The sequence below is a fragment of the Paenibacillus sp. EKM10P genome (genome assembly GCF_011800655.1).
Classification (GTDB): Bacteria; Bacillota; Bacilli; order Paenibacillales; family Paenibacillaceae; genus Paenibacillus; species Paenibacillus polymyxa.
Window position 1 is genome coordinate 519983 of sequence record NZ_JAALET010000003.1, and the last position, 18976, is coordinate 538958.

General features: G+C 43.2%; 22 protein-coding genes. 15 read left to right on the forward strand and 7 right to left on the reverse strand.

Translation table 11 applies throughout. The annotated features are described in order from the left end of the window. The first annotated feature begins 155 nt into the window (after positions 1 to 155). The gene (locus HFE01_RS11750; RefSeq protein WP_085980133.1) at positions 156 to 530 is read left to right on the forward strand and encodes a winged helix-turn-helix transcriptional regulator; all 375 of its coding nucleotides are present in this window, start codon (positions 156 to 158) and stop codon (positions 528 to 530) included. 145 nt (positions 531 to 675) lie between these two features. After that, positions 676 to 969, forward strand: a complete 294-nt coding sequence (locus HFE01_RS11755; RefSeq protein WP_016822569.1) for a DUF1330 domain-containing protein — start codon at positions 676 to 678, stop codon at positions 967 to 969. Positions 970 to 1179: 210 nt separating this feature from the next. On the opposite strand, the gene HFE01_RS11760 is transcribed toward HFE01_RS11755, so the two are convergent. After that, positions 1180 to 1848 carry a hypothetical protein gene (locus tag HFE01_RS11760; RefSeq protein ID WP_107733687.1) on the reverse strand — a complete coding sequence of 223 codons (669 nt, stop codon included), beginning with the start codon at positions 1846 to 1848 and terminating at the stop codon, positions 1180 to 1182. Between the two features lie 155 nt (positions 1849 to 2003). Between HFE01_RS11760 and HFE01_RS11765 the strand changes: the two genes are divergently transcribed. The 6 genes from HFE01_RS11765 to HFE01_RS11790 all read left to right on the forward strand — a co-directional run bounded on the left by HFE01_RS11765 (position 2004) and on the right by HFE01_RS11790 (position 5959). Then, positions 2004 to 3542: an FAD-dependent oxidoreductase gene (locus HFE01_RS11765; protein ID WP_107733686.1), complete on the forward strand. Its 1539-nt coding sequence runs from the start codon at positions 2004 to 2006 to the stop codon at positions 3540 to 3542. A 73-nt stretch (positions 3543 to 3615) separates the two neighbouring features. Beyond that, complete coding sequence (locus tag HFE01_RS11770) at positions 3616 to 3867, forward strand: hypothetical protein (protein WP_016822564.1); 252 nt, start codon at positions 3616 to 3618, stop codon at positions 3865 to 3867. 40 nt (positions 3868 to 3907) lie between these two features. Beyond that, the gene (locus tag HFE01_RS11775) at positions 3908 to 4288 is read left to right on the forward strand and encodes a spore coat protein (RefSeq protein ID WP_167437947.1); all 381 of its coding nucleotides are present in this window, start codon (positions 3908 to 3910) and stop codon (positions 4286 to 4288) included. Next, positions 4285 to 5421: a zinc-dependent alcohol dehydrogenase gene (locus tag HFE01_RS11780; protein ID WP_107733684.1), complete on the forward strand. Its 1137-nt coding sequence runs from the start codon at positions 4285 to 4287 to the stop codon at positions 5419 to 5421. Before HFE01_RS11775 ends, HFE01_RS11780 begins: the two co-directional genes overlap by 4 nt. A gap of 29 nt (positions 5422 to 5450) precedes the next feature. After that, complete coding sequence (locus tag HFE01_RS11785; RefSeq protein WP_107733683.1) at positions 5451 to 5663, forward strand: hypothetical protein; 213 nt, start codon at positions 5451 to 5453, stop codon at positions 5661 to 5663. Beyond that, the gene (locus tag HFE01_RS11790; protein WP_107733682.1) at positions 5660 to 5959 is read left to right on the forward strand and encodes a spore coat protein; all 300 of its coding nucleotides are present in this window, start codon (positions 5660 to 5662) and stop codon (positions 5957 to 5959) included. Before HFE01_RS11785 ends, HFE01_RS11790 begins: the two co-directional genes overlap by 4 nt. A gap of 114 nt (positions 5960 to 6073) precedes the next feature. Here the strand turns inward: HFE01_RS11790 and HFE01_RS11795 are convergent, their stop codons facing one another. Continuing rightward, complete coding sequence (locus HFE01_RS11795; RefSeq protein ID WP_107733681.1) at positions 6074 to 7060, reverse strand: aldo/keto reductase; 987 nt, start codon at positions 7058 to 7060, stop codon at positions 6074 to 6076. Between the two features lie 238 nt (positions 7061 to 7298). Between HFE01_RS11795 and HFE01_RS11800 the strand changes: the two genes are divergently transcribed. Further along, positions 7299 to 8006: a phosphodiester glycosidase family protein gene (locus HFE01_RS11800; RefSeq protein ID WP_174821028.1), complete on the forward strand. Its 708-nt coding sequence runs from the start codon at positions 7299 to 7301 to the stop codon at positions 8004 to 8006. Positions 8007 to 8054: 48 nt separating this feature from the next. Here HFE01_RS11800 and HFE01_RS11805 read toward each other — a convergent pair whose 3' ends face one another. Then, positions 8055 to 8546, reverse strand: a complete 492-nt coding sequence (locus tag HFE01_RS11805) for a hypothetical protein (RefSeq protein ID WP_107733680.1) — start codon at positions 8544 to 8546, stop codon at positions 8055 to 8057. Between the two features lie 116 nt (positions 8547 to 8662). Here HFE01_RS11805 and HFE01_RS11810 point away from each other — a divergent pair, with 116 nt between their 5' ends. Then, positions 8663 to 9847 (forward strand): RCC1 domain-containing protein, encoded by a 1185-nt coding sequence (locus HFE01_RS11810; RefSeq protein ID WP_107733679.1) that lies wholly within the window; start codon positions 8663 to 8665, stop codon positions 9845 to 9847. Positions 9848 to 9999: 152 nt separating this feature from the next. Here the strand turns inward: HFE01_RS11810 and HFE01_RS11815 are convergent, their stop codons facing one another. After that, positions 10000 to 10629, reverse strand: a complete 630-nt coding sequence (locus HFE01_RS11815) for a YfbR-like 5'-deoxynucleotidase (protein WP_019689016.1) — start codon at positions 10627 to 10629, stop codon at positions 10000 to 10002. Positions 10630 to 10794: 165 nt separating this feature from the next. Here HFE01_RS11815 and HFE01_RS11820 point away from each other — a divergent pair, with 165 nt between their 5' ends. From HFE01_RS11820 to HFE01_RS11840, 5 genes are all read left to right on the forward strand, one after another. Continuing rightward, a complete protein-coding gene (locus tag HFE01_RS11820; protein ID WP_016822550.1) occupies positions 10795 to 11490 on the forward strand; it encodes a response regulator transcription factor in 696 nt (231 codons plus the stop codon). After that, positions 11483 to 12487 (forward strand): sensor histidine kinase, encoded by a 1005-nt coding sequence (locus HFE01_RS11825; protein WP_107733678.1) that lies wholly within the window; start codon positions 11483 to 11485, stop codon positions 12485 to 12487. The genes HFE01_RS11820 and HFE01_RS11825 overlap by 8 nt, the downstream gene beginning before the upstream one ends. 102 nt (positions 12488 to 12589) lie before the next feature. Beyond that, positions 12590 to 13351 (forward strand): ABC transporter ATP-binding protein, encoded by a 762-nt coding sequence (locus tag HFE01_RS11830; RefSeq protein WP_107733677.1) that lies wholly within the window; start codon positions 12590 to 12592, stop codon positions 13349 to 13351. Continuing rightward, complete coding sequence (locus HFE01_RS11835; RefSeq protein ID WP_167437931.1) at positions 13341 to 15281, forward strand: ABC transporter permease; 1941 nt, start codon at positions 13341 to 13343, stop codon at positions 15279 to 15281. Before HFE01_RS11830 ends, HFE01_RS11835 begins: the two co-directional genes overlap by 11 nt. A 188-nt stretch (positions 15282 to 15469) precedes the next feature. Then, the gene (locus HFE01_RS11840; protein ID WP_025366202.1) at positions 15470 to 15865 is read left to right on the forward strand and encodes a hypothetical protein; all 396 of its coding nucleotides are present in this window, start codon (positions 15470 to 15472) and stop codon (positions 15863 to 15865) included. An 84-nt stretch (positions 15866 to 15949) separates the two neighbouring features. Here HFE01_RS11840 and HFE01_RS11845 read toward each other — a convergent pair whose 3' ends face one another. The 3 genes from HFE01_RS11845 to HFE01_RS11855 all read right to left on the reverse strand — a co-directional run bounded on the left by HFE01_RS11845 (position 15950) and on the right by HFE01_RS11855 (position 18878). Then, a complete protein-coding gene (locus HFE01_RS11845; RefSeq protein WP_107733675.1) occupies positions 15950 to 16924 on the reverse strand; it encodes an aldo/keto reductase family protein in 975 nt (324 codons plus the stop codon). A gap of 163 nt (positions 16925 to 17087) precedes the next feature. Continuing rightward, positions 17088 to 18050 (reverse strand): radical SAM protein, encoded by a 963-nt coding sequence (locus HFE01_RS11850; protein ID WP_019689021.1) that lies wholly within the window; start codon positions 18048 to 18050, stop codon positions 17088 to 17090. Positions 18051 to 18149: 99 nt separating this feature from the next. Further along, positions 18150 to 18878 carry a hypothetical protein gene (locus HFE01_RS11855; RefSeq protein WP_146169082.1) on the reverse strand — a complete coding sequence of 243 codons (729 nt, stop codon included), beginning with the start codon at positions 18876 to 18878 and terminating at the stop codon, positions 18150 to 18152. Positions 18879 to 18976: the final 98 nt, after the last annotated feature.

Below are 18976 nucleotides of genomic sequence, written 5' to 3' on the forward strand. Positions count from 1 at the left end.
GTTAAGGATGGCTTTGGGGATATAAGGCTGGAATTACTCGGCTTGCTACTAGATGCTGCTTATTAAAGTTAACTTGAAATCAAGTGTTGCCTTGTATCGCTGTATCTGAACTAAACTGCAAGTGCAGTATTGGTATAATAACAAAGTGAAAGGAGATGATATCGTTGAGAAAACGGCTGAACAATGGAGTTAATTGCACGCCGACTAAAGGCTGTCCGGTGGAAGTAACCTTAAGCATTATCGGCGGAAAGTGGAAAGGAATCATTCTGTACGAATTGCTGGGTGGAACTAAGCGGTTTCAAGAACTGCGGCGAGCACTTCCCACGGCCACCCAAAAAATGCTGACCCTCCAACTGCGAGAGTTAGAAGCAGACGGTCTCATTCACCGCGAAGTTCATCACCTTGTTCCGCCAAAAGTGGAATACTCGCTAACCCCGCTCGGGGCTTCGCTTGAGTCAATACTCACCCAAATGAAGGCTTGGGGAGAACGATTTCAGGCCGAACATCATCTCTCCGACTTTCAAACCTGAAATAACGAACCGGTGTAATAAATGAAACTGAGGATAAAAAAAGTGCCTAATTTACAAATCTCCGCGTGTCGGATTAAGCTAAAGATGCTCGCCGGCGAAATCCTAGGACGTATGATCACCGTCCGACATACAGAGGAGAATGAATATGAGCGCATATGTTATCGTAGATATAAAAGTAGAGGAAGAAGCTGTTTTCAAACAATACGCAGAGCTAGCAGATGCGCTGCTGCAGAAAGTTCCGGGATTCCGCAACCTTACGCTAGATCCACAGCCCGAGACACTGGAAGGCACATGGAAGCCGTCAATAGTCGTAGTTCACGAATTCCCGACTTACGAGGCTGCCAAGCAGTTCTATTATTCCGATGACTACGCGCCCTTAATTAAGCTGCGCCAATCAGGAACTCAAGCTAATGTTATTCTGGTTAACGGAAGAGCATAAACTCCTGTTCTGCTACTTTGCATATATTAGGACAATTCGCATTCAAATTAGGTAACTAGCTTATTTAATTTCATAGTCATTAAATAAAACAAACTGCTACGTCCTATTAAGGACGCAGCAGTTTTTCTAGTACAACGTAAAAAATGTAACCGTACACCTCCGCCAGCATCTTGTTCTCCCCCGGAATGAAGGTAACACCATTCCATAAAATTATAGAGTGTCCCCTGCGACAGGCTTCATCGTTTTCTCCGCCATTCTGTCGATTGTCCAGACTAGTCCCCCCACGGCAAGAGTGGCGATGAACGCTATAATTGCTGATCCGCCGACATGCAGTAGCAGCACGGGAACCCACAGTAGTCCAAGTGTACGATGGATGGTTCGCATCCACTTGTTACGTACTTTATTAATATAGAAGCCGTACCCGGAGATAGCCAGTATAATTGCAAAGGCTGCTAGGCCGGAGTAGGTTTTGTGATCTTGAAATTTGGTAATCAGGAAATAGACACCATGAACGGCAATAAGAATCAAGGTCGCCCAACCCAGCAATTTATGCAAGGAGTGAAACAACTTTCCAGCCTTTTGAACCAACATTGACGGTGATCTCAGTTTCTTCTTAAACCAGAACCAACAGAAAGAGGCCGCCCCAAGAAAAACGGAGATCGTACCCAAGGTATTAAATATTTCCCCGTTTCCCCCACCACCTTTTCCGTCGGGACGTCCGCCCATGTGCCCTGGTACATTGCCGCCTCCCGGAGGTCGCATGCCAAGCTTGCCGCCGGAAACCGAGGACATGTAGTAATAGTAGATTACAAGTAGAGCCGCTACCGTAACTGCGATGATTGCCGGAATCCAAACCGTCTTTTTCATCTTTGTTTTCATTGTTATGCATCCTCCCCAGGAAAATTGCCTTGATTGTACCCGGTCAAGCTGAAAACAAGATGAAGGCTGGCTGAAAGTATCCTTTTTTGGGTATATAAAATCATACAATGATAACAATGTATACAATAATTGTAATCAAAGGGGTGCTTGTGAAAATGAAACAAGATGAAAATCTTGTCGCCTTTCCGCAATTTCCAGAATCGTATTGGTTAGCTTCAACCGACGTCCCCAACTTTCCTAAGCTTAATGAGGATATTCAGGTGGATGTTGCTATTGTAGGTGCGGGGATCACCGGTATTACCACTGCTTATTTACTGTCCAAAAAAGGACTAAATGTCGCAGTCGTCGACGCAGGGCGGATACTTCATGGAACGACAGGCCATACGACCGCCAAAATTACCGCACAGCATGATTTGATCTACAGCGAGTTTCTTTCACATTTTGGCAAGGAGAAAACCCGGCTCTATTACGAAGCCAACCGTGATGCTCTTGAATTCATCAGACAAACGGTAGAAGAGAATCATATTGATTGTCAATTTACAGAAGAAGATGCCTATGTTTATACAAGTGCAGATACGCATGTGGAAAAAATATCCGATGAATATAAAGCTTACAAGGAACTTGGCATCCCGGGAAGTTATGTCGAACAAACACCTCTACCCTTCTCAACTAAAGCGGCTATTATGATGGAAAACCAGGCTCAGTTTAATCCGGTTCCTTTCTTAAGGTATTTGGCAAATCAAGTCATTCGGCAAGGCGGGAAAATCTATGAACAGACCACCGTTGTGGGTGTGGATAAAGGAAACCCTGCCATCATTAAAACAAGCGACGGGCATAAAATTACCTGCAACCATGTCGTATCCTCCTCTCATTTTCCGTTTAATGATCCCAACAGTCTTTATTTTGCGCGATTGCATGCCGAACGTTCTTATGTACTAGCGGTCAAGACGGACAAAACCTATCCGGGTGGTATGTACCTAAGTGCAGAAACCCCCAAACGTTCGCTTCGCTCTGTACTAATAAACGGTGAACCGATGGTCATCGTCGGTGGCGAAGGCCATAAAACGGGTCAAGGAATCTGCACATTTCAATACTATGAAGCCTTAGAAAAGTTCGCAGAGCAAACATTTGGATTAAAGGAAATCGTCTATCGCTGGTCGGCCCAGGACCTGTATTCGTTAGACAAGCTCCCTTATATCGGGCAGGAATTAGCCGATGTTCCTAACATCCTCTTGGCTACGGGTTATAGAAAATGGGGGATGACCACAAGTGTCGCAGCGGCTTTATTAAATACGAATCTGATTACCAGAAAGGAAAGCCCGTATCAGGATCTTTTCTCCCCTTCAAGATTTCATGCGGACCCCGACATTAAAACATTTGTGACACAAAATGCGAATGTAGCTAAACACTTGATTGCCGGGAAGCTGGGAATCAGCCACAAAAAAGCCGAAGAACTCCAGCAAGACGAAGGGGCAGTCATTCGGCTGAATGGCAAAAGGGCAGGCGCTTACCGAGATTTACAGGGGACACTGCACCTAGTGGACACAACGTGCACTCATATGGGCTGCGAAGTTGACTGGAACGAGGCGGAAAGAACATGGGATTGCCCATGTCATGGCTCTCGCTTTTCATATCAAGGCGAAGTAATTGAGGGACCCGCTAAAAAAGCACTTGGCAAGGTTGAAGCCGAATAGAACGATCCTTTCGGAATAAACCTAGTTATGCTGGACAACATACCTTCGAGAATCATAAAAGAAAGGTGATCCTATGATAAGCCAACAGCCTACATTAGCGGCGCATGAGTCCCTAGAGATCCATGAAGTGCTTAACTTCAAAACGTTATGTTTAGCCAAGTCCAAATTAATGCAGGGCTTAGTATTCGATCAAGAGCTAAAGGATTTAATGGAAAAAGATGTTCAGCAATCTATTCAGGCTATTGCTGATTTGCAAGCAATCTACGCTAAAGCACCGTTTCAAGCACCTGTTCCTGACTCCCGTCCAACACCAATTTTAAATTGAGGTGAATGATGTGACACCTAGCCAGACCCAGTCCGCCAAAATGGATTATGTGGACCCAAAAAACTCATTAAATATGCCCGAAATGGCAGACACGACAATTGCAATGGATTTTCTGGTTCGCGTCAAGGAAGGGGTTCGGAACACAGCAGTAGCTTTAACAGAAACCGTCTCTACCGATGCCAGAACCCTATTGCGCCATCAACTGCATCAAGGTATCGCGCTTCATCAGGAAATTACTGAACTGATGGTACGAAAAAAATGGTTTCATCCTTATGATTTGCAAAAGCAATATCAATTGGATCAACTGTCAGCCAATAAGACGGTGGACATTAGCAAGATGGAACTGTTCCCAGACGATAACACACGCAAAGGTATGTTTGACCGCACGCCGGACGAACATATTGGAGGGAAGCAGGCATGAAGGCAGTGACCTACCAAGGTATCAAAAATGTTGTCGTTAAAGACGTTCCGGACCCACGTATTCAAAAAGCCGATGATGCGATTGTCAGACTGACAACAACCGCTATTTGCGGTTCAGATCTGCATCTCATTCATGGAATGATTCCGAATCTACAAGAGAATTATGTAATTGGGCATGAGCCGATGGGGGTTGTAGAAGAAGTCGGCAGCGGCGTGACTAACTTGAAAAAGGGAGATCGCGTGATCATTCCGTTCAACATCGCGTGTGGTGAATGCTTTTACTGTAAAAACCAATTGGAAAGCCAATGTGATCATTCGAATGAAAATGGAGAGATGGGCGGTTTTTTTGGCTATTCCGGAACAACCGGTGGATATCCAGGTGGACAAGCTGAATATTTACGTGTGCCTTTTGCCAACTTCACTCATTTCAAAATTCCGGAGAGTTGCGAACATTCTGACGAGAAGCTTTGCCTGATTGCTGATGCTATGACTACTGCATTTTGGAGCGTCGATAATGCCGGAGTGAAGGCTGGGGATACTGTCATTGTTATTGGCTGTGGGCCAGTAGGTCTATTAGCGCAAAAATTCGCCTGGTTCAAAGGGGCAAAACGAGTCATTGCGGCAGACTATCTGGATTATCGTCTGCAACACGCAAAGCGCACCAATCATGTGGAGATCGTGAATGTGGAATCGCAAGAAAACGTCGGCAACTATCTGAAGGAGATGACCAAAGGAGGCGCAGACGTAGTTATTGACTGCTCCGGCATGAGCGGCAAAATGTCTCCGCTGGAATCCTTGGCTTCAGGTCTTAAACTTCACGGTGGAGCTTTGGGAGGCTTAGTCATAGCTACACAGGCTGTCCGCAAAGGGGGTACCATTCAAGTTACCGGGGTATACGGCGGTCGATATAACGGTTTTCCGATGGGAGATATTTTTCAGCGAAATGTTAATTTGCGTACGGGACAGGCTCCTGTTATTCACTATATGCCTTACATGTATGAGTTGATAGATACGGGGAAGGTTGACCCTGGTGACGTTGTCACACACGTCATTCCACTAAGCGATGCCAAGCGCGGATATGAAATTTTCGATACCAGACAAGACAATTGCATCAAAGTTGTACTTAAACCTTAACTATATATTGGACTGGAGGCAAATGTTATATGGTGTATGGCCTGCACGAAACACTTGAAGTCCATGAATTGTCAGCATTCAAAACAGTGTGTCTTACCAAGTCTAAAACAATGCAAGCATTGATCTCTGATCCGGTTCTCAAAGCTATTTTGCAAAAGGACGTTGACCTAACAACACGACAATTGCAAGAGCTTAGTAATGTTTTAAATCAAGCCTCGTCATCACAGGAGGTGAAGCAATGAATATACTCTTGGAGTATTTGACCGGACTCAATACGTTAACCGACCAAGTGATTGCTGCTGATTTTTTAAACACCGCCAAAAGCGGTGTGAGAAATTACGCTATGGCCGTAACGGAAGCGGGAACTCCAGAAATTAAAGCTATGCTTACAAAACAACTGGATGAAGCTATCGATATGCATGAGCAAATTTCAACGTACATGATCGAACGTGGCTGGTATCACCCCTGGAACGTAAAAGAGCAGCTGTTGGTGGATCTGCAAAATATCAATACTGCATTGCAAGCTCCTGTTTTGTAAAAGGATGCCTTCGGCATTATACGAAGCACGTTCCTGCTTATATATAAAACCTTAAGCCGTCTTTCACGCCGATTCGTGTTAAAGACGGCTTAAGGGGTTATCTCGTGATCCTTATTATTCGGCTTGCCAATTTGGCATCCGCTCTGCCGGGTAACGAAGGCCGGCTGCCATTCCTTTAGGAATGATGGCGTTAATCGTCTCCATTTCTTCTGCGGACAAGCGCACATCAACTGCTCCTGCATTTTCCTCTAAATACGTGACCCGTTTGGTGCCGGGGATTGGTACAATTCCCTCTTGTGCAAGTAGCCAGGCCAAGGCAAGCTGAGAAGGCTTGACTCCTTTTTGAGCCGCAAGATCCTTAACATGCTGCACGAGATCCAGATTCTTTTGGAAATTCTCAGGCTGAAAACGCGGCACCGTGCGACGGAAATCATCTTCTGCGAAATCATCAAACTTCTGAATTTGCCCGCTCAAAAATCCGCGGCCCAGTGGACTGTAGGCTACAAATTCGATGCCCAGCTCCTTACATGTGGGTATCACTTCATCTTCCGCTTCCCGGCTCCATAAGGAGTATTCTGTCTGCAACGCTGTAATCGGGTGTACCTTATGAGCACGTCTGATCAGTGCAGGAGACGCTTCAGATAGCCCCAGATAGCGGACTTTTCCCGCTTGAACCAGATCACTCATCGCCCCTACTGTCTCTTCAATAGGCACATTCGGATCGACCCGGTGCTGGTAGTACAAATCAATCACATCTACACCCAATCTTTGCAGGCTGCGATCACATGCCTGCTTTACATATTCAGGACGGCCGCTAACACCCAGGAATCCCCCATCCTCTCCGCGCATAATGGAGAATTTGGTAGCCAACACCACCTCATCCCGGTGGCTCCGCAGGATTTGGCTGATCAGTTTTTCATTTTTCCCCACGCCGTAGACATCTGCTGTATCCCAGAAGTTGATCCCCAGCTCCAACGCACGATGAAGCGTTTTGATCGATTCCTGATCATCCAACTCACCATAATACTCGGACATTCCCATGCAGCCCAGACCCAGAGCAGATACTTGAAGGTCGCTGTTACCCAGTTGTTTCTTTTTCAATTTTATCACTCCCAAATTGTCAGAATAGTTACGTATTTCCTAATCACCACGTTACACCCCGTATGTTACTACTTAAAGTTAACTTTAAGTCAAGTGGTATCTCGTATATGACGTTTCAAATTTTTTTAGAAAAATTTGATTTCAAGGTTGTAAAAGGCCGCTGTAAATTTCCTATATATATGAGAAACGAATTATCGCGCGAGATTCTGTTTCAAAATCATCTAATTGGAGGTTTCCCATGCCAGCAAACTACTCTTACACCAAAACGTCTGATGGTTTCCATGTGATTATTACGCCAGCCTCGAATATTCAAAATAAAAATATTCGAAGCCGGATCACACAGCAAACCGACTACGGGATTAATGGGGGCTTCTTTTACCCTATCAGCACTACAACGCCACCGACTCAAGGTTTATCCATTGCGGTGACACCTAATAATACTCACGATATTAAGGCAAATGCCAAAGAGAATAGTCGGGGTACTGCATTTATTTTTACGGAAAGCAACAAAACAAAAATAGGAATTACCCGTACTTCAAGTGTGACGGATCTCAAAAAACAAATGGGAACGGCAATTAAGTACAAATCCATTATTAGCGGCGGTAGTCTATCACTGAAGAATGAGGAAGATGTTTGGCTCAAGGAGCTGAAAGAGATTGAAAATTTCGACTTGAACGGAACCTTGCGATACACCGAATCCATCGGACGGACAGGCTTGGGCTTCAAAGTCGTCAATAACATTTGGCAGGTCTACCTGGTTGTTCATGAAAATGCGACGCTGAAACAACTTCGCAACTATTTTATCAAGCAGGATTGCTTCGAAGCCATTCTTCTGGATGGTGGAGGCTCATCCGGCATTCAGGTCAAAAACTCGGCAGGCACCATGGTCAAATATGAGCAAACACGTTATATCTACAACATGGTAAAACTTATTAACATCACCTAAGGCTTATGACGTGCTTCCATAGGAGTGAGGAGGCCTTATCGGCCTCCTCTACAAATCATCCAGCACAATAATTTCCAATGCTAGGAAAACAGGTGTTGCAGGGTACACATAGGAGACTTCAATCGGTTGCCCCACCTGTAATTCTGCTGGACGGATTAATTGCCTTTGCTGACCATCCATCTGCTTATAAATATGTGTATCTGGAACGGATATATAGACCGATTGAATAGGTTTTTCCGCTGGATCATCACTTTGGGGTAGTTCTCTAGCAAATTGAACAGGCCGTTCAAATCGGATCAAATAGTCCATGGTAGGGGCTGCTAAGGGTTGTTCTACTTCTTTTTTAATCCTTTCAATACTTTCGATCTTGGCACGCCCTGTATATACTGTTGTACTTTCCAGATGATCCAAGTCAAAAATAGATCGAACCACCGCTCCATTAGATTTGTTAACCGGCGTAGCCGATTCTTTTGTAGAACATGCAGGCAGTAAAGCTGCCGCAAGCAAGGCAAAAACAAGAGCAGAAGCTCTATTTTTCATAAGTGATCCTCCCGAATCTGGTTTAAAGAATATGTTCATTATTACGACGCAAACAGGAACAATTTGGTTGCTTTAATCTGTATTTATCTATTACATTCTGAAAGGTGTGCAATTATATGTTAAAAAAACTCGGTTTAGCAGTCCTCACTGCATCAACACTTCTAGTAGGAAGCTCTATTACGGCAAGCGCTGATTCTACTGTAAATTACGATCATTTGCTCTCGGCAGGGACCACTAACGCTTTTCTGGCCATGGAAGATGGATCTTCATTTTACGCAACGGGAAGTAACGGCAATGGCAAGCTCGGTGTAGGCAATGGCGGAGGGAATAATAAAACAAGTCCGATGCAAGCAGATGTATCTGACATCGCTATGATTGATGCTGGTGATTTGCACTCAACCTTGCTCAAAAAAGACGGAACGATATGGTCTTGGGGTTTTGCAAGTTACGGCGAACTAGGAACAGGGAACAAGCGGGATACGGCAAGAGTCCCTGTGAAAAACAAATATATTGATCATGTTAAGGAAGTGAGAGCGGGAGGTCAATTTACGCTTGCCCTCAAAAATGACGGTACCGTGTGGGCCTACGGAGAAAATAATTTTGGACAACTGGGCATTGGCACAAAAGGGGCTTCCGCCTTTTCCGTGAAACCTGTTCAGGTACAAGGCTTAGAAGATATTGTAGCCATTGACGCTGGTGATAGCTTTGGCGCGGCTCTAGACAAAAACAATCAGTTATGGGTATGGGGACGTGGCTTTGATGGCGCTCTGGGACAGGATGATAAAGAAAACCAGCTTACCCCTGTTCAATACCGAATTGATGATATCAAAAACTTTACCGCTGGAGCTGACCGCATTTATGTGTTAACGAATAGCGGAGAAGTATACGCTTCCGGTAGCAATACTTCGGGTAAGCTGGGGGATGGAACCTCTACCTTTAGAAGATCCCCCGTATTGATTAATATTTCCGATGTAAATAGACTGAAAGCAGGCAAAACCCAAACTTTCGCACTGAAAAATGACGGAACCCTTTGGGGGTGGGGAACCAATAATGAAGGACAAGTAGGTGATGGGACTGATGTGTTTTCGATTAAAGTCCCGACTCAGGTTGTAGATGAGATGAATACGCCTCTAACCGATGTAGTCGCTTTTAGTGCAGCAGGCAACCATTCGCATGCTTTGACAGCCGATGGAACAGTCTGGTCCTGGGGATTTAACAGAAATGGTGAACTGGGCATTGGCAATACCAAGGAACAATATGCTGCTACGAAAACGAATTTCCCGAATCCATTTTCCAAATAAGCTCCGTTCTCTCCAATTCAATCAGGGCAGGTTCAATCAACTGTCCTGATTGCTTTTTTATTTTCATATAGAACCTGCTTTATTATAAAAAACTATTGTTATGTATGAACAGAAGCGCTTCGCGGCTTCTGAAAGACGGCGAGAAAATTCATTTACAGAGCTAAAGCCTCTTCCGTGATCTTTTTAATATCAATGGATGAAGGCGTTTCTTCCTTAACCATATCCGGCAGGATATTTTCCAAAAAATACTCAACGCATTTCAAATTAATATTTTTGATTTTTACAAGCGCATTGCGATACATCACGATAAATTCCTTTTCGGTATTCCCCCGCTGAAGCTCGGCAAACGCTTCATACACCTGATCCATTTTATCCGCTACTTCTAAAATTAAGCCTTCAACAGAATCATCTTTACCTTCTCTTAGCTGCTTGCGGAAAATTGCTTTAAAATCCTCGGGAATATTCTCTTCTATAAAATACTCAATCATACCCTCTTCAACTTGCTGGATTAATAACCGTAGTTCCTTGGAGGAATGCTTAACAGGCGTTTTAATGTCTCCAATAAAAATCTCGCCGTAATCGTGACTGCTGGTAATCTCGTATAGCTTTTTCCAATCAATATTGAGGCCGTTTCTCTCTTCGATATCAGCCAGGGTTTTGGCATATTGCACTACTTTCCAGGAATGAGCCGATACACTATGTTCCTCGAATTTAAACTTGCCTGGACAACGAATAATTCTTTCCAACTCATTTAGCGATCGAAAATAGGTGTGAATTCCCATCAATACATCCATCCTTTAACGGTATGAAATAGTAGATATAAACCAACTATAAACCTCAACTATTAACAGCAGATTATCGCAATATCAAGTTGACTCTTTCACATATAGCACATAAACAAATTTTGCTATACACTTTATATAAAAAAGTAAAAAGTGGTGAAAGCGTTGTTTAAAATCTTGCTGATTGAAGATGATGAAACTTTGTTCCATGAAATAAAGGACAGGTTAACTCAATGGGCCTATGATGTGTACGGCATCCGGGATTTTAGTAAAGTCATTCAAGAATTCACAACGATAAAGCCCGATCTGGTCGTGATTGATATTCAATTGCCTAAATTTGATGGTTTTCATTGGTGTCGAATGATTCGATCCCACTCTAACGTCCCGATTATCTTCTTATCATCGCGGGATCACCCTACGGATATAGTAATGTCAATGCAGCTTGGAGCGGATGATTTTATCCAAAAACCCTTCCATTTTGATGTACTGATTGCAAAATTACAAGCGACACTTCGCCGTGTATATAATTACAATACCGAACCTGTTTCCCTGAAAACATGGCGTGGAGCGACGGTCGATTATGAAAAAAATGTAGTAGCCAATGAGGCTGGCTCCATCGAATTAACCAAGAACGAGATTTTTATTTTGAAGCTGCTGATTGAACAAAAAAATAAAATTGTCACACGAGAGGAATTAATTAAAAGCCTCTGGGATGATGAACGTTTTGTCAGCGACAATACCCTGACCGTCAACTTGAACCGCCTGCGTAAAAAATTGGACGAGCTGGATTTGGGCTGTTTCATTGAAACAAAAGTGGGGCAAGGCTACATGGCTACAGAAGAGGCACCTGCCTATGATTAAAAAATACCTTACAGAGAGGCGGAGCTGGATTCTACTTTTTGTATGCCAACAAATGCTGATCCTTCTCATTGCTTATGTGGATACGGCCATCCCGTTAATGCCGATCCTGTATGTCGTTTTCTTATCTATGTTGGTTTTCCTGGTTTTTTTAATCGTTCGCTATCCCAAGGAAACCAAGTTCTATAGGGCCTTGGAAGAATGGGAGGGGCCTCTCCAATTAACCGGAATGGGCGAACCTGAAAGTCCATTTGAGCGAATCATTGAACACAAAATTGTCCATCAGACCGAACGACTACAACAGATGATCTCGCAAAATCAATTGACTCTGGAACACGAAAAGGATGAACTGTTATCATGGATTCATGAGGTGAAAACACCTTTAACCGCTATGCATTTGATGATTGAGCGACTGGATGACAAATCTCTTAAGGCTCAGCTAACTTATGAATGGCTGCGAATTCATTTACTGCTGGACCAACAGTTGCACCAGAAGCGCATATCTTTTATTGAAAACGATTTGTACGTCGAGCAAGTAGATTTAAAATCTCTGGTTTTTAAAGAGATCAAAGCATTACAGTCATGGTGCATCCAAAAAGGGATCGGTTTTGACATCCGACTTGAGCACATAGAAGTGCTAAGTGATGCCAAATGGCTAGCTTTTATCATCAGACAGCTCTTAACCAATGCCATCAAATATAGCGATGCCAGTGATATTATCATTCACAGCTATGAACATAAGGATCGAATACAGCTTGAGGTTCAAGACTTTGGGCGTGGGATTGATCCGAAGGATATACCTCGTATTTTCGAGAAAGGTTTTACATCCACGACCCAACATTCCGATCATACTTCAACAGGCATGGGGTTATATTTAACGAAAAAGGCAGCGCAGTCCTTGCTCATACATATAGATGTGCACTCCAAACCGAACACAGGTACTACCTTCACTTTACTTTTCCCCAAACGAAATGATTTCGTAAGTATGATGAGCATGTGACAGAGATGTCACATGCTTTTATGTATTGTTCGCCCAATCAAGGGAAAAGCATCGGCACGATTTTTATAATAAGGCTACAAGAACAATAAGGAGTGCATCGAAGTGAATATTTTAGAAGCCCATAAGATTCACAAAAGCTATGGTAATAAGCTAAATATGCAGGAGGTTTTGAAGGGAATAGATATCGTTATTGAGGAAGGTGAATTTGTCAGTATTATGGGAGCCTCCGGTTCAGGTAAAACCACTCTGCTAAATGTCCTTTCCTCCATTGATAAAGTAAGCCACGGTTCCATTAAGATCAATGATATCGAAATGACGAAAATGAAAGAAAAGCAACTGGCTGAATTCCGCAAACAGCATTTAGGCTTTATTTTTCAAGAGTATAATCTGCTGGATACGCTCACCGTGAAGGAGAACATCCTTTTGCCCCTATCTATCACCAAAACGCCTAAAAAAGAGGCCAACCAAAGATTTCAGGAGGTGGCTACAGAACTGGGGATTTATGAGCTCAAGGACAAGTATCCCAATGAAATTTCGGGTGGACAGAAACAGCGTACATCTGCGGCTAGAGCGTTTATTCATGAGCCTACGATTATTTTTGCCGATGAACCTACGGGTGCGCTTGATTCGAAGTCGGCTTCTGATCTATTAAACAAGCTGGGGCAGCTGAACCAAAAGCGCAAAGCAACTATTATTATGGTCACGCATGATCCTGTTGCAGCCAGCCATTGCAGCCGAGTCATTTTTATGAAGGATGGGCAAATGTATACGCAGCTTCATAAAGGCGTGCAGGAAAGGCAAAGCTTCTTCCAGGATATCATGAAAACCCAAGCAGTCTTAGGCGGGGTCCAATATGAACATTAATCTGCTTATTCTAAAGAATTTGAAAAAAAACCTGAAAAATTATTACCTTTATGTTTTTGCTCTCATTTTCAGTGTTGCGCTCTATTTCGCCTTTGTCACATTACAATACGATCCCTCCATGGACGAAGTGAAGGGCTCTGTTAAAGGCGCAGCTTCTATACGGGCAGCATCCGTCTTACTGGTCGCTATTGTATGCATTTTCCTTTTGTATGCTAATAATATTTTTATAAAAAGACGCAGTAAAGAAATTGGCCTATTTCAACTGATCGGAATGACAAAAAGTAAAATTTTTCGCATTCTAAGTGCTGAAAACTTAATTTTATACTTCGGTTCTCTTTTCGTTGGAATTGGGGTTGGATTTTCTTTTTCCAAATTAGTGATCATGATCTTATTTAAGACGACGGGCGTCGAGGCTATTGCCACTCTATATTTCTCGAACCAAGCACTGACTCAAACACTCATCGTTTTTGTTGTCATCTACTTGCTGATTATGGTCATGAATTACTCTTTTATCAAAAGACAAAGTATTTTGTCTTTGTTCCGAGTGACCTCAACCACCGAAGGGAAAATCAAGAAAATAACGATCTTTGAGATGATTATCGGGATCATTGGCGTCTCACTCATCGCGTTAGGTTACTATGTTTCCTCCAGATTATTTGGTGGAGACTTTACATCCCTAAATGAACTATTTATGGCAATGGTGTTTATTTTGGGCTCTGTCATCATCGGAACATTTCTCTTTTATAAAGGGTCCATCCGCTTTATTTCCAATATCATCAGAAAAAGTAAAGGCGGCTACTTAAACATTCATGAGGTGCTGTCCCTCTCATCCATTATGTTCCGCATGAAATCCAATGCTTTGTTGTTAACCATTATTACGACAGTATCGGCACTTGCTATCGGTTTACTATCCTTAAGCTATATCGCCTATTATTCTGCGGATCAAGCAGCTGAGGATAATGTACCTTCCCATTTTGCCATGACGAATGTGCCGGATGCGGAGAAATTCAAAGCGTTACTTCATGAGCATGATATACAGTATCGAGAAAAGAAAATTGAAGTGATTCAAGTCAGTGTGAAGACAGCGCAAATTATGGAGACTCCTATGGAACAATTAAATGAGGGTACGGATTCCATGACACTGCCTGTCGTAAGCGACCAATCTGTGGAAGATACGGATGTATCTCCAGGCCAAACGGTTTTAACGGGCTATAATGATATGTTACAGAAATTCATGTCCTTGAAAGACTTTGGACCCTTGGATTTGAAGGGGAAAACAGAAGTCATACCTCAACAATATGTGGGTCTAAAAAAGGATTATGTGATTCCCTACTATTTTGCAGCTGGGGGAGTACCCACTGTCATTGTAGACGAAACCATTTTTGAGCGGTTAAAGAAAGATGTAAATCCAGAGATCCAAAAGAAGTCATCCTTATATATTGGAATTGATATGCTAAACTCAGCGCAGATTGAAGAAGCCGATCGCCTCTTTGCAGCTGCGAATTTTAATGATCAACAAACATCACAGCTTGAAATGAGCAGTAATCAGAAGAGAAATATGGGAGTGATCATGTTTGTCGTTGGCTTTTTGGGACTCACCTTTCTCATTACATCAGGCTGCATCCTTTATTTTAAGCAAATGGATGAGAGCGAAGACGAAAAGGCCAATTATACTGTATTGAGAAAGTTAGGCTTCACCCAAAGTGACCTGCTGCGAGGCATTAAAATAAAACAACTCTTTAACTTCGGCATTCCGTTAGTGATCGGCCTATCACACAGCTATTTCGCCGTCCAATCCGGCTGGTTCTTGTTTGGGACCGAAGTTTGGATGCCTATGATCATCGTGATGGTACTGTACACAGCCTTATATTCCATCTTTGGAGTGCTATCCATTCTGTATTATAAAAAGGTCATTAAATCAGCATTATAACTGGCAAAAAATCAAAAAATGCCCTCAGCACAAGTGCCGGGGGCTTTTCCAAATATTTGAGCATTTTTGTTCCTGCGTGTACAATAAAATAACTATCATCGTAACCCCAAGGGGGGGAGCTTATTTTATTATTAATCATCAATGGCATCGGCATCATAGCGAATATTATACTGGGTTCCTTTATAGGCGTGGCTATTTTTATGGGAATCGTTTTTTTCCTGATTGGCTTGCCTGAGTTTAAAAAATCGCCAAAACTTACGAAAAAGGCCAAAAAAGATATCGCCTATATTATGTCAACACTATTAACTCTTCTTATATTCGTAGTTATTGTTTCTTGGAATATTCATACTTCAGGTGACCTGTTTCTTGAAGGTCCGCTAACACCGCAAATGAAGCTTCACTGGGGGCAAAAGGTATTGATACTAGGGTTACTGGAGGGCCTATGGGCTGTTATCACCCTAAAATGGCTGTTGCCCATCTTTTTTGATCCCCTAGATCTCAGCAAGAAGCAAATCCTTGTTTTAGTGAGCGGAATTGCATTTAGTGTGGTTTCAGGCATCTATGCCATGCTTGATGCCAGTTAAAAAGTCTCGCCCTTCTCTGTTACGGACAGGAAGAGCGAGACTTTGTTATTGATGGCTTCCCTCAATAGAGGCTCGTGTGAATGCTTAGCGCAAAGGCTCAAAACCCTCTGCTTGCTTCAGAATCTGCTCAATTTGCGCGCAGGTCTCCGGTTGCAAAGTCACCTCGACTGCCTTCACATTTTCCTCGATCTGTGCCGGTTTAGTAGCCCCAATTAGTGCAGCGCTGATCCCCGGTTCTCTCAGAATCCAGGCAAGCGCGAGTTGTGACAAGGTGATACCCAAGTCCTTCGCCAGCTGATCCAGCTCCTGAACGCAGTTGAGAACAGTATCGTTCATATAACTGCTGATGACATTATTGACAGAGGCATCAGCCCCGCGGCTACCCGTCGGTATAGGCTGTCCCGGCTTGTATTTACCTGTGAGGACGCCTTGGGCCAGAGGTGAAAATACAATTTGGCCGATGCCTACCTGACCGGATACGGGAAGTACCTCATGCTCGATATAACGCTCGAACATATTATAGATCGGCTGATTGGCAATCAGCGGGCGCAGATTCAGCCTTTTTCCAATACCATAGGCATCCGTAAGCTGGGCAGCACTCCATTCACTAACCGCAGCATACAGGATCTTGCCTTGAGCCTGAAGATCATCTAGTGCCCGCAGTGTCTCTTCCAACGGAGTGCCTGGATCATAACGATGGCAGAAGTACATGTCGATATAATCTGTGCCGAGGCGCTTCAAACTCGCCTCACATTGTTCCATAATGTGCTTGCGTGACAACCCTCTGTCATTGGGACCAGAATCCATAGGAAAGAAAACCTTGGTAGAAAGCACATAGCTCTCTCTTCGATAAGGCTTCAAAGCGGCTCCCATAGCCTTCTCGCCTTCTCCACGGTTATACGCGTTCGCGGTATCAAAGAAATTGATTCCAAGTTCAAAGGCTTTGGCAATACAGGTATGAGCTGCTTCCTGCTCGGCGGCTGTACCGTACGTTAACCAGCTCCCCAGTCCGATTTCGCTAATTTTAAGACCGCTATTGCCTACATTTCTATATCTCATATCTACTCCTTCTTTCCTAAGAAGCTCGCATTTTTATATATTTTATCATGTAAACCCTTTCATTAAAACGGATAATAAAGGATTCATGGAGTTACATGAAGGATATCTACCACCCCGACTGCTAGGGTGGTAGATGCTGTAGTCTCATAATCTCAAATCATGTCTACTTGCTTCCTACAGGAAAAAGCGCATCATATGCAGGACAAGGCAGTTTGTCGAGAAACTCCTGAAGTTGCTTCGGCTTATTTTTGTAAATATCCTTTAAGGACGTTCCGTTATAAATATTACCGATGACCACAGGATGACAAAGTTCACAGATCAGAATATCCCCGTTCCCGTGAAGATGAAGCTGTTTCTTACCGTCAACACAGTTGGAAAAATATACACCTGGCTCTTCCTTGAAGCCCAGCGCCTCAGCAAAACGGTCCATACAGGTGAAATACAGCACGGTATCGTCTTTCTTGTGTGCAATCAGGTCATGAACGGAACGGACAAGTGCTTCCTTGGTGGAGATCGCGTTCCAATTCGTATGATCCATCACAATGCTGTTTTGGATTTCGTGGATGCGCACACCGAGTTCGTATACTTTTTCACTGATTGCTGGCATATTGTTCTGTGTCTCTGCAAATAGCAAAGTTTCCAGCACCGTTTCCAACTTGGCTTCGGTACACAACCGAATATTTTGAACGATTTTCTCATACATGCGAGGGTGAACATGATAATACTGTGCATATTTATCGGCATCCGTAAAGTTGAAGGAGATATGAATGTTGGAAAGCCCCGCGTCACGCAGCTTCTCAATTCGTTCAGGGCTGAGCAAGCTGGCATTGGTATTGAGCTGGGTAGCGATTCCTTTGCTCGAACAGTGAGCCACAATATCCAGACAGTCCTCATACTTCAAGGTCACTTCCCCCCCGGACAGCCGCACACGTTTTAACGTTGGAATATCATCAATGATACTTTTGACCTCTTTACTGCTGATGCATTGCCCGTCGTTCCGCTGATAAGCACAGCAGTAATCACACTTGAAGTTGCAATTAGAGGTGACCCCGACTTCCAGTCCCTCTAGCTCATAAATGCCCGGCTTCTCCAGCTCAAGTGCTTTATACTTGTTCTCTATACTCACTTTCTTATTGTCCTCCCGATCTCAGGCTTGTGTCTTGAATTCCCTTGAGATTATACAGAATGGGAGCGGTTTGTAGATATGACATTGGTAACGGCGAGCTTACTTTACCGGAGTAAGAAATTCTTTATCTATATACTTATAAGTCTCAAATAAACCTTGAGAGCCATAAGGCACATCTAATTCATGTCCATTTAAAGTAATATAGGATTGCCCTGTTACAGCTAACTCCTGATGAAAGGGATCTATCTTTTTAATGTTTTCTACATTTGTAAATGAAAAAACCCATATCTCAGCATTCGTAGCTAAGTCACCCGCTGCAATGACTAATTCGTTGGTTCCATCATGATCAAAATCGTAAACGCTCGCTTGAAGCCTATAGCCTGCTTTCAATTCACCAAACTCGTCAAAGGCTTCCGATTCTCCAGTTGAAGACAAGTCGAGTGGCCTACCTGTAGACTCGGAAGGGAATACCACCAATGTTTTCACTCCGTTAGGATGATCCATCCCTAATACGAGTTCAGCCTTAGTTGCCCCCATTTGAAGGGGTAACTCCACATCAGGTTGGCCTGACGTCCAATCTGCATGAACTAACGAATTTCCCTCTTCTGAACGTATTATAGCTTTTTCTTTAGATACGACCACTTTCATAGATTGGCCTGCATCAGTTGCATCTTCCTTCTTCTCTTCAGAATTTATCGGTTGCTCGGAGGACATATTTTTGGAGATTGAGGCTTTTGAAAATGAATCCGTATTCTTCTCTTGATGGGTTCCACATGCTGTCACAATCAGCAATAAAAACAAAAACATTATAGACGATGTTTTTCTCATAAATTTCAAAACCCGTTCCTTCCTCATTTGTTCTTATATTCCATAAACAATGGTGCTATATAATTTCCATAGATAATAATAACATATATTGAATAGTG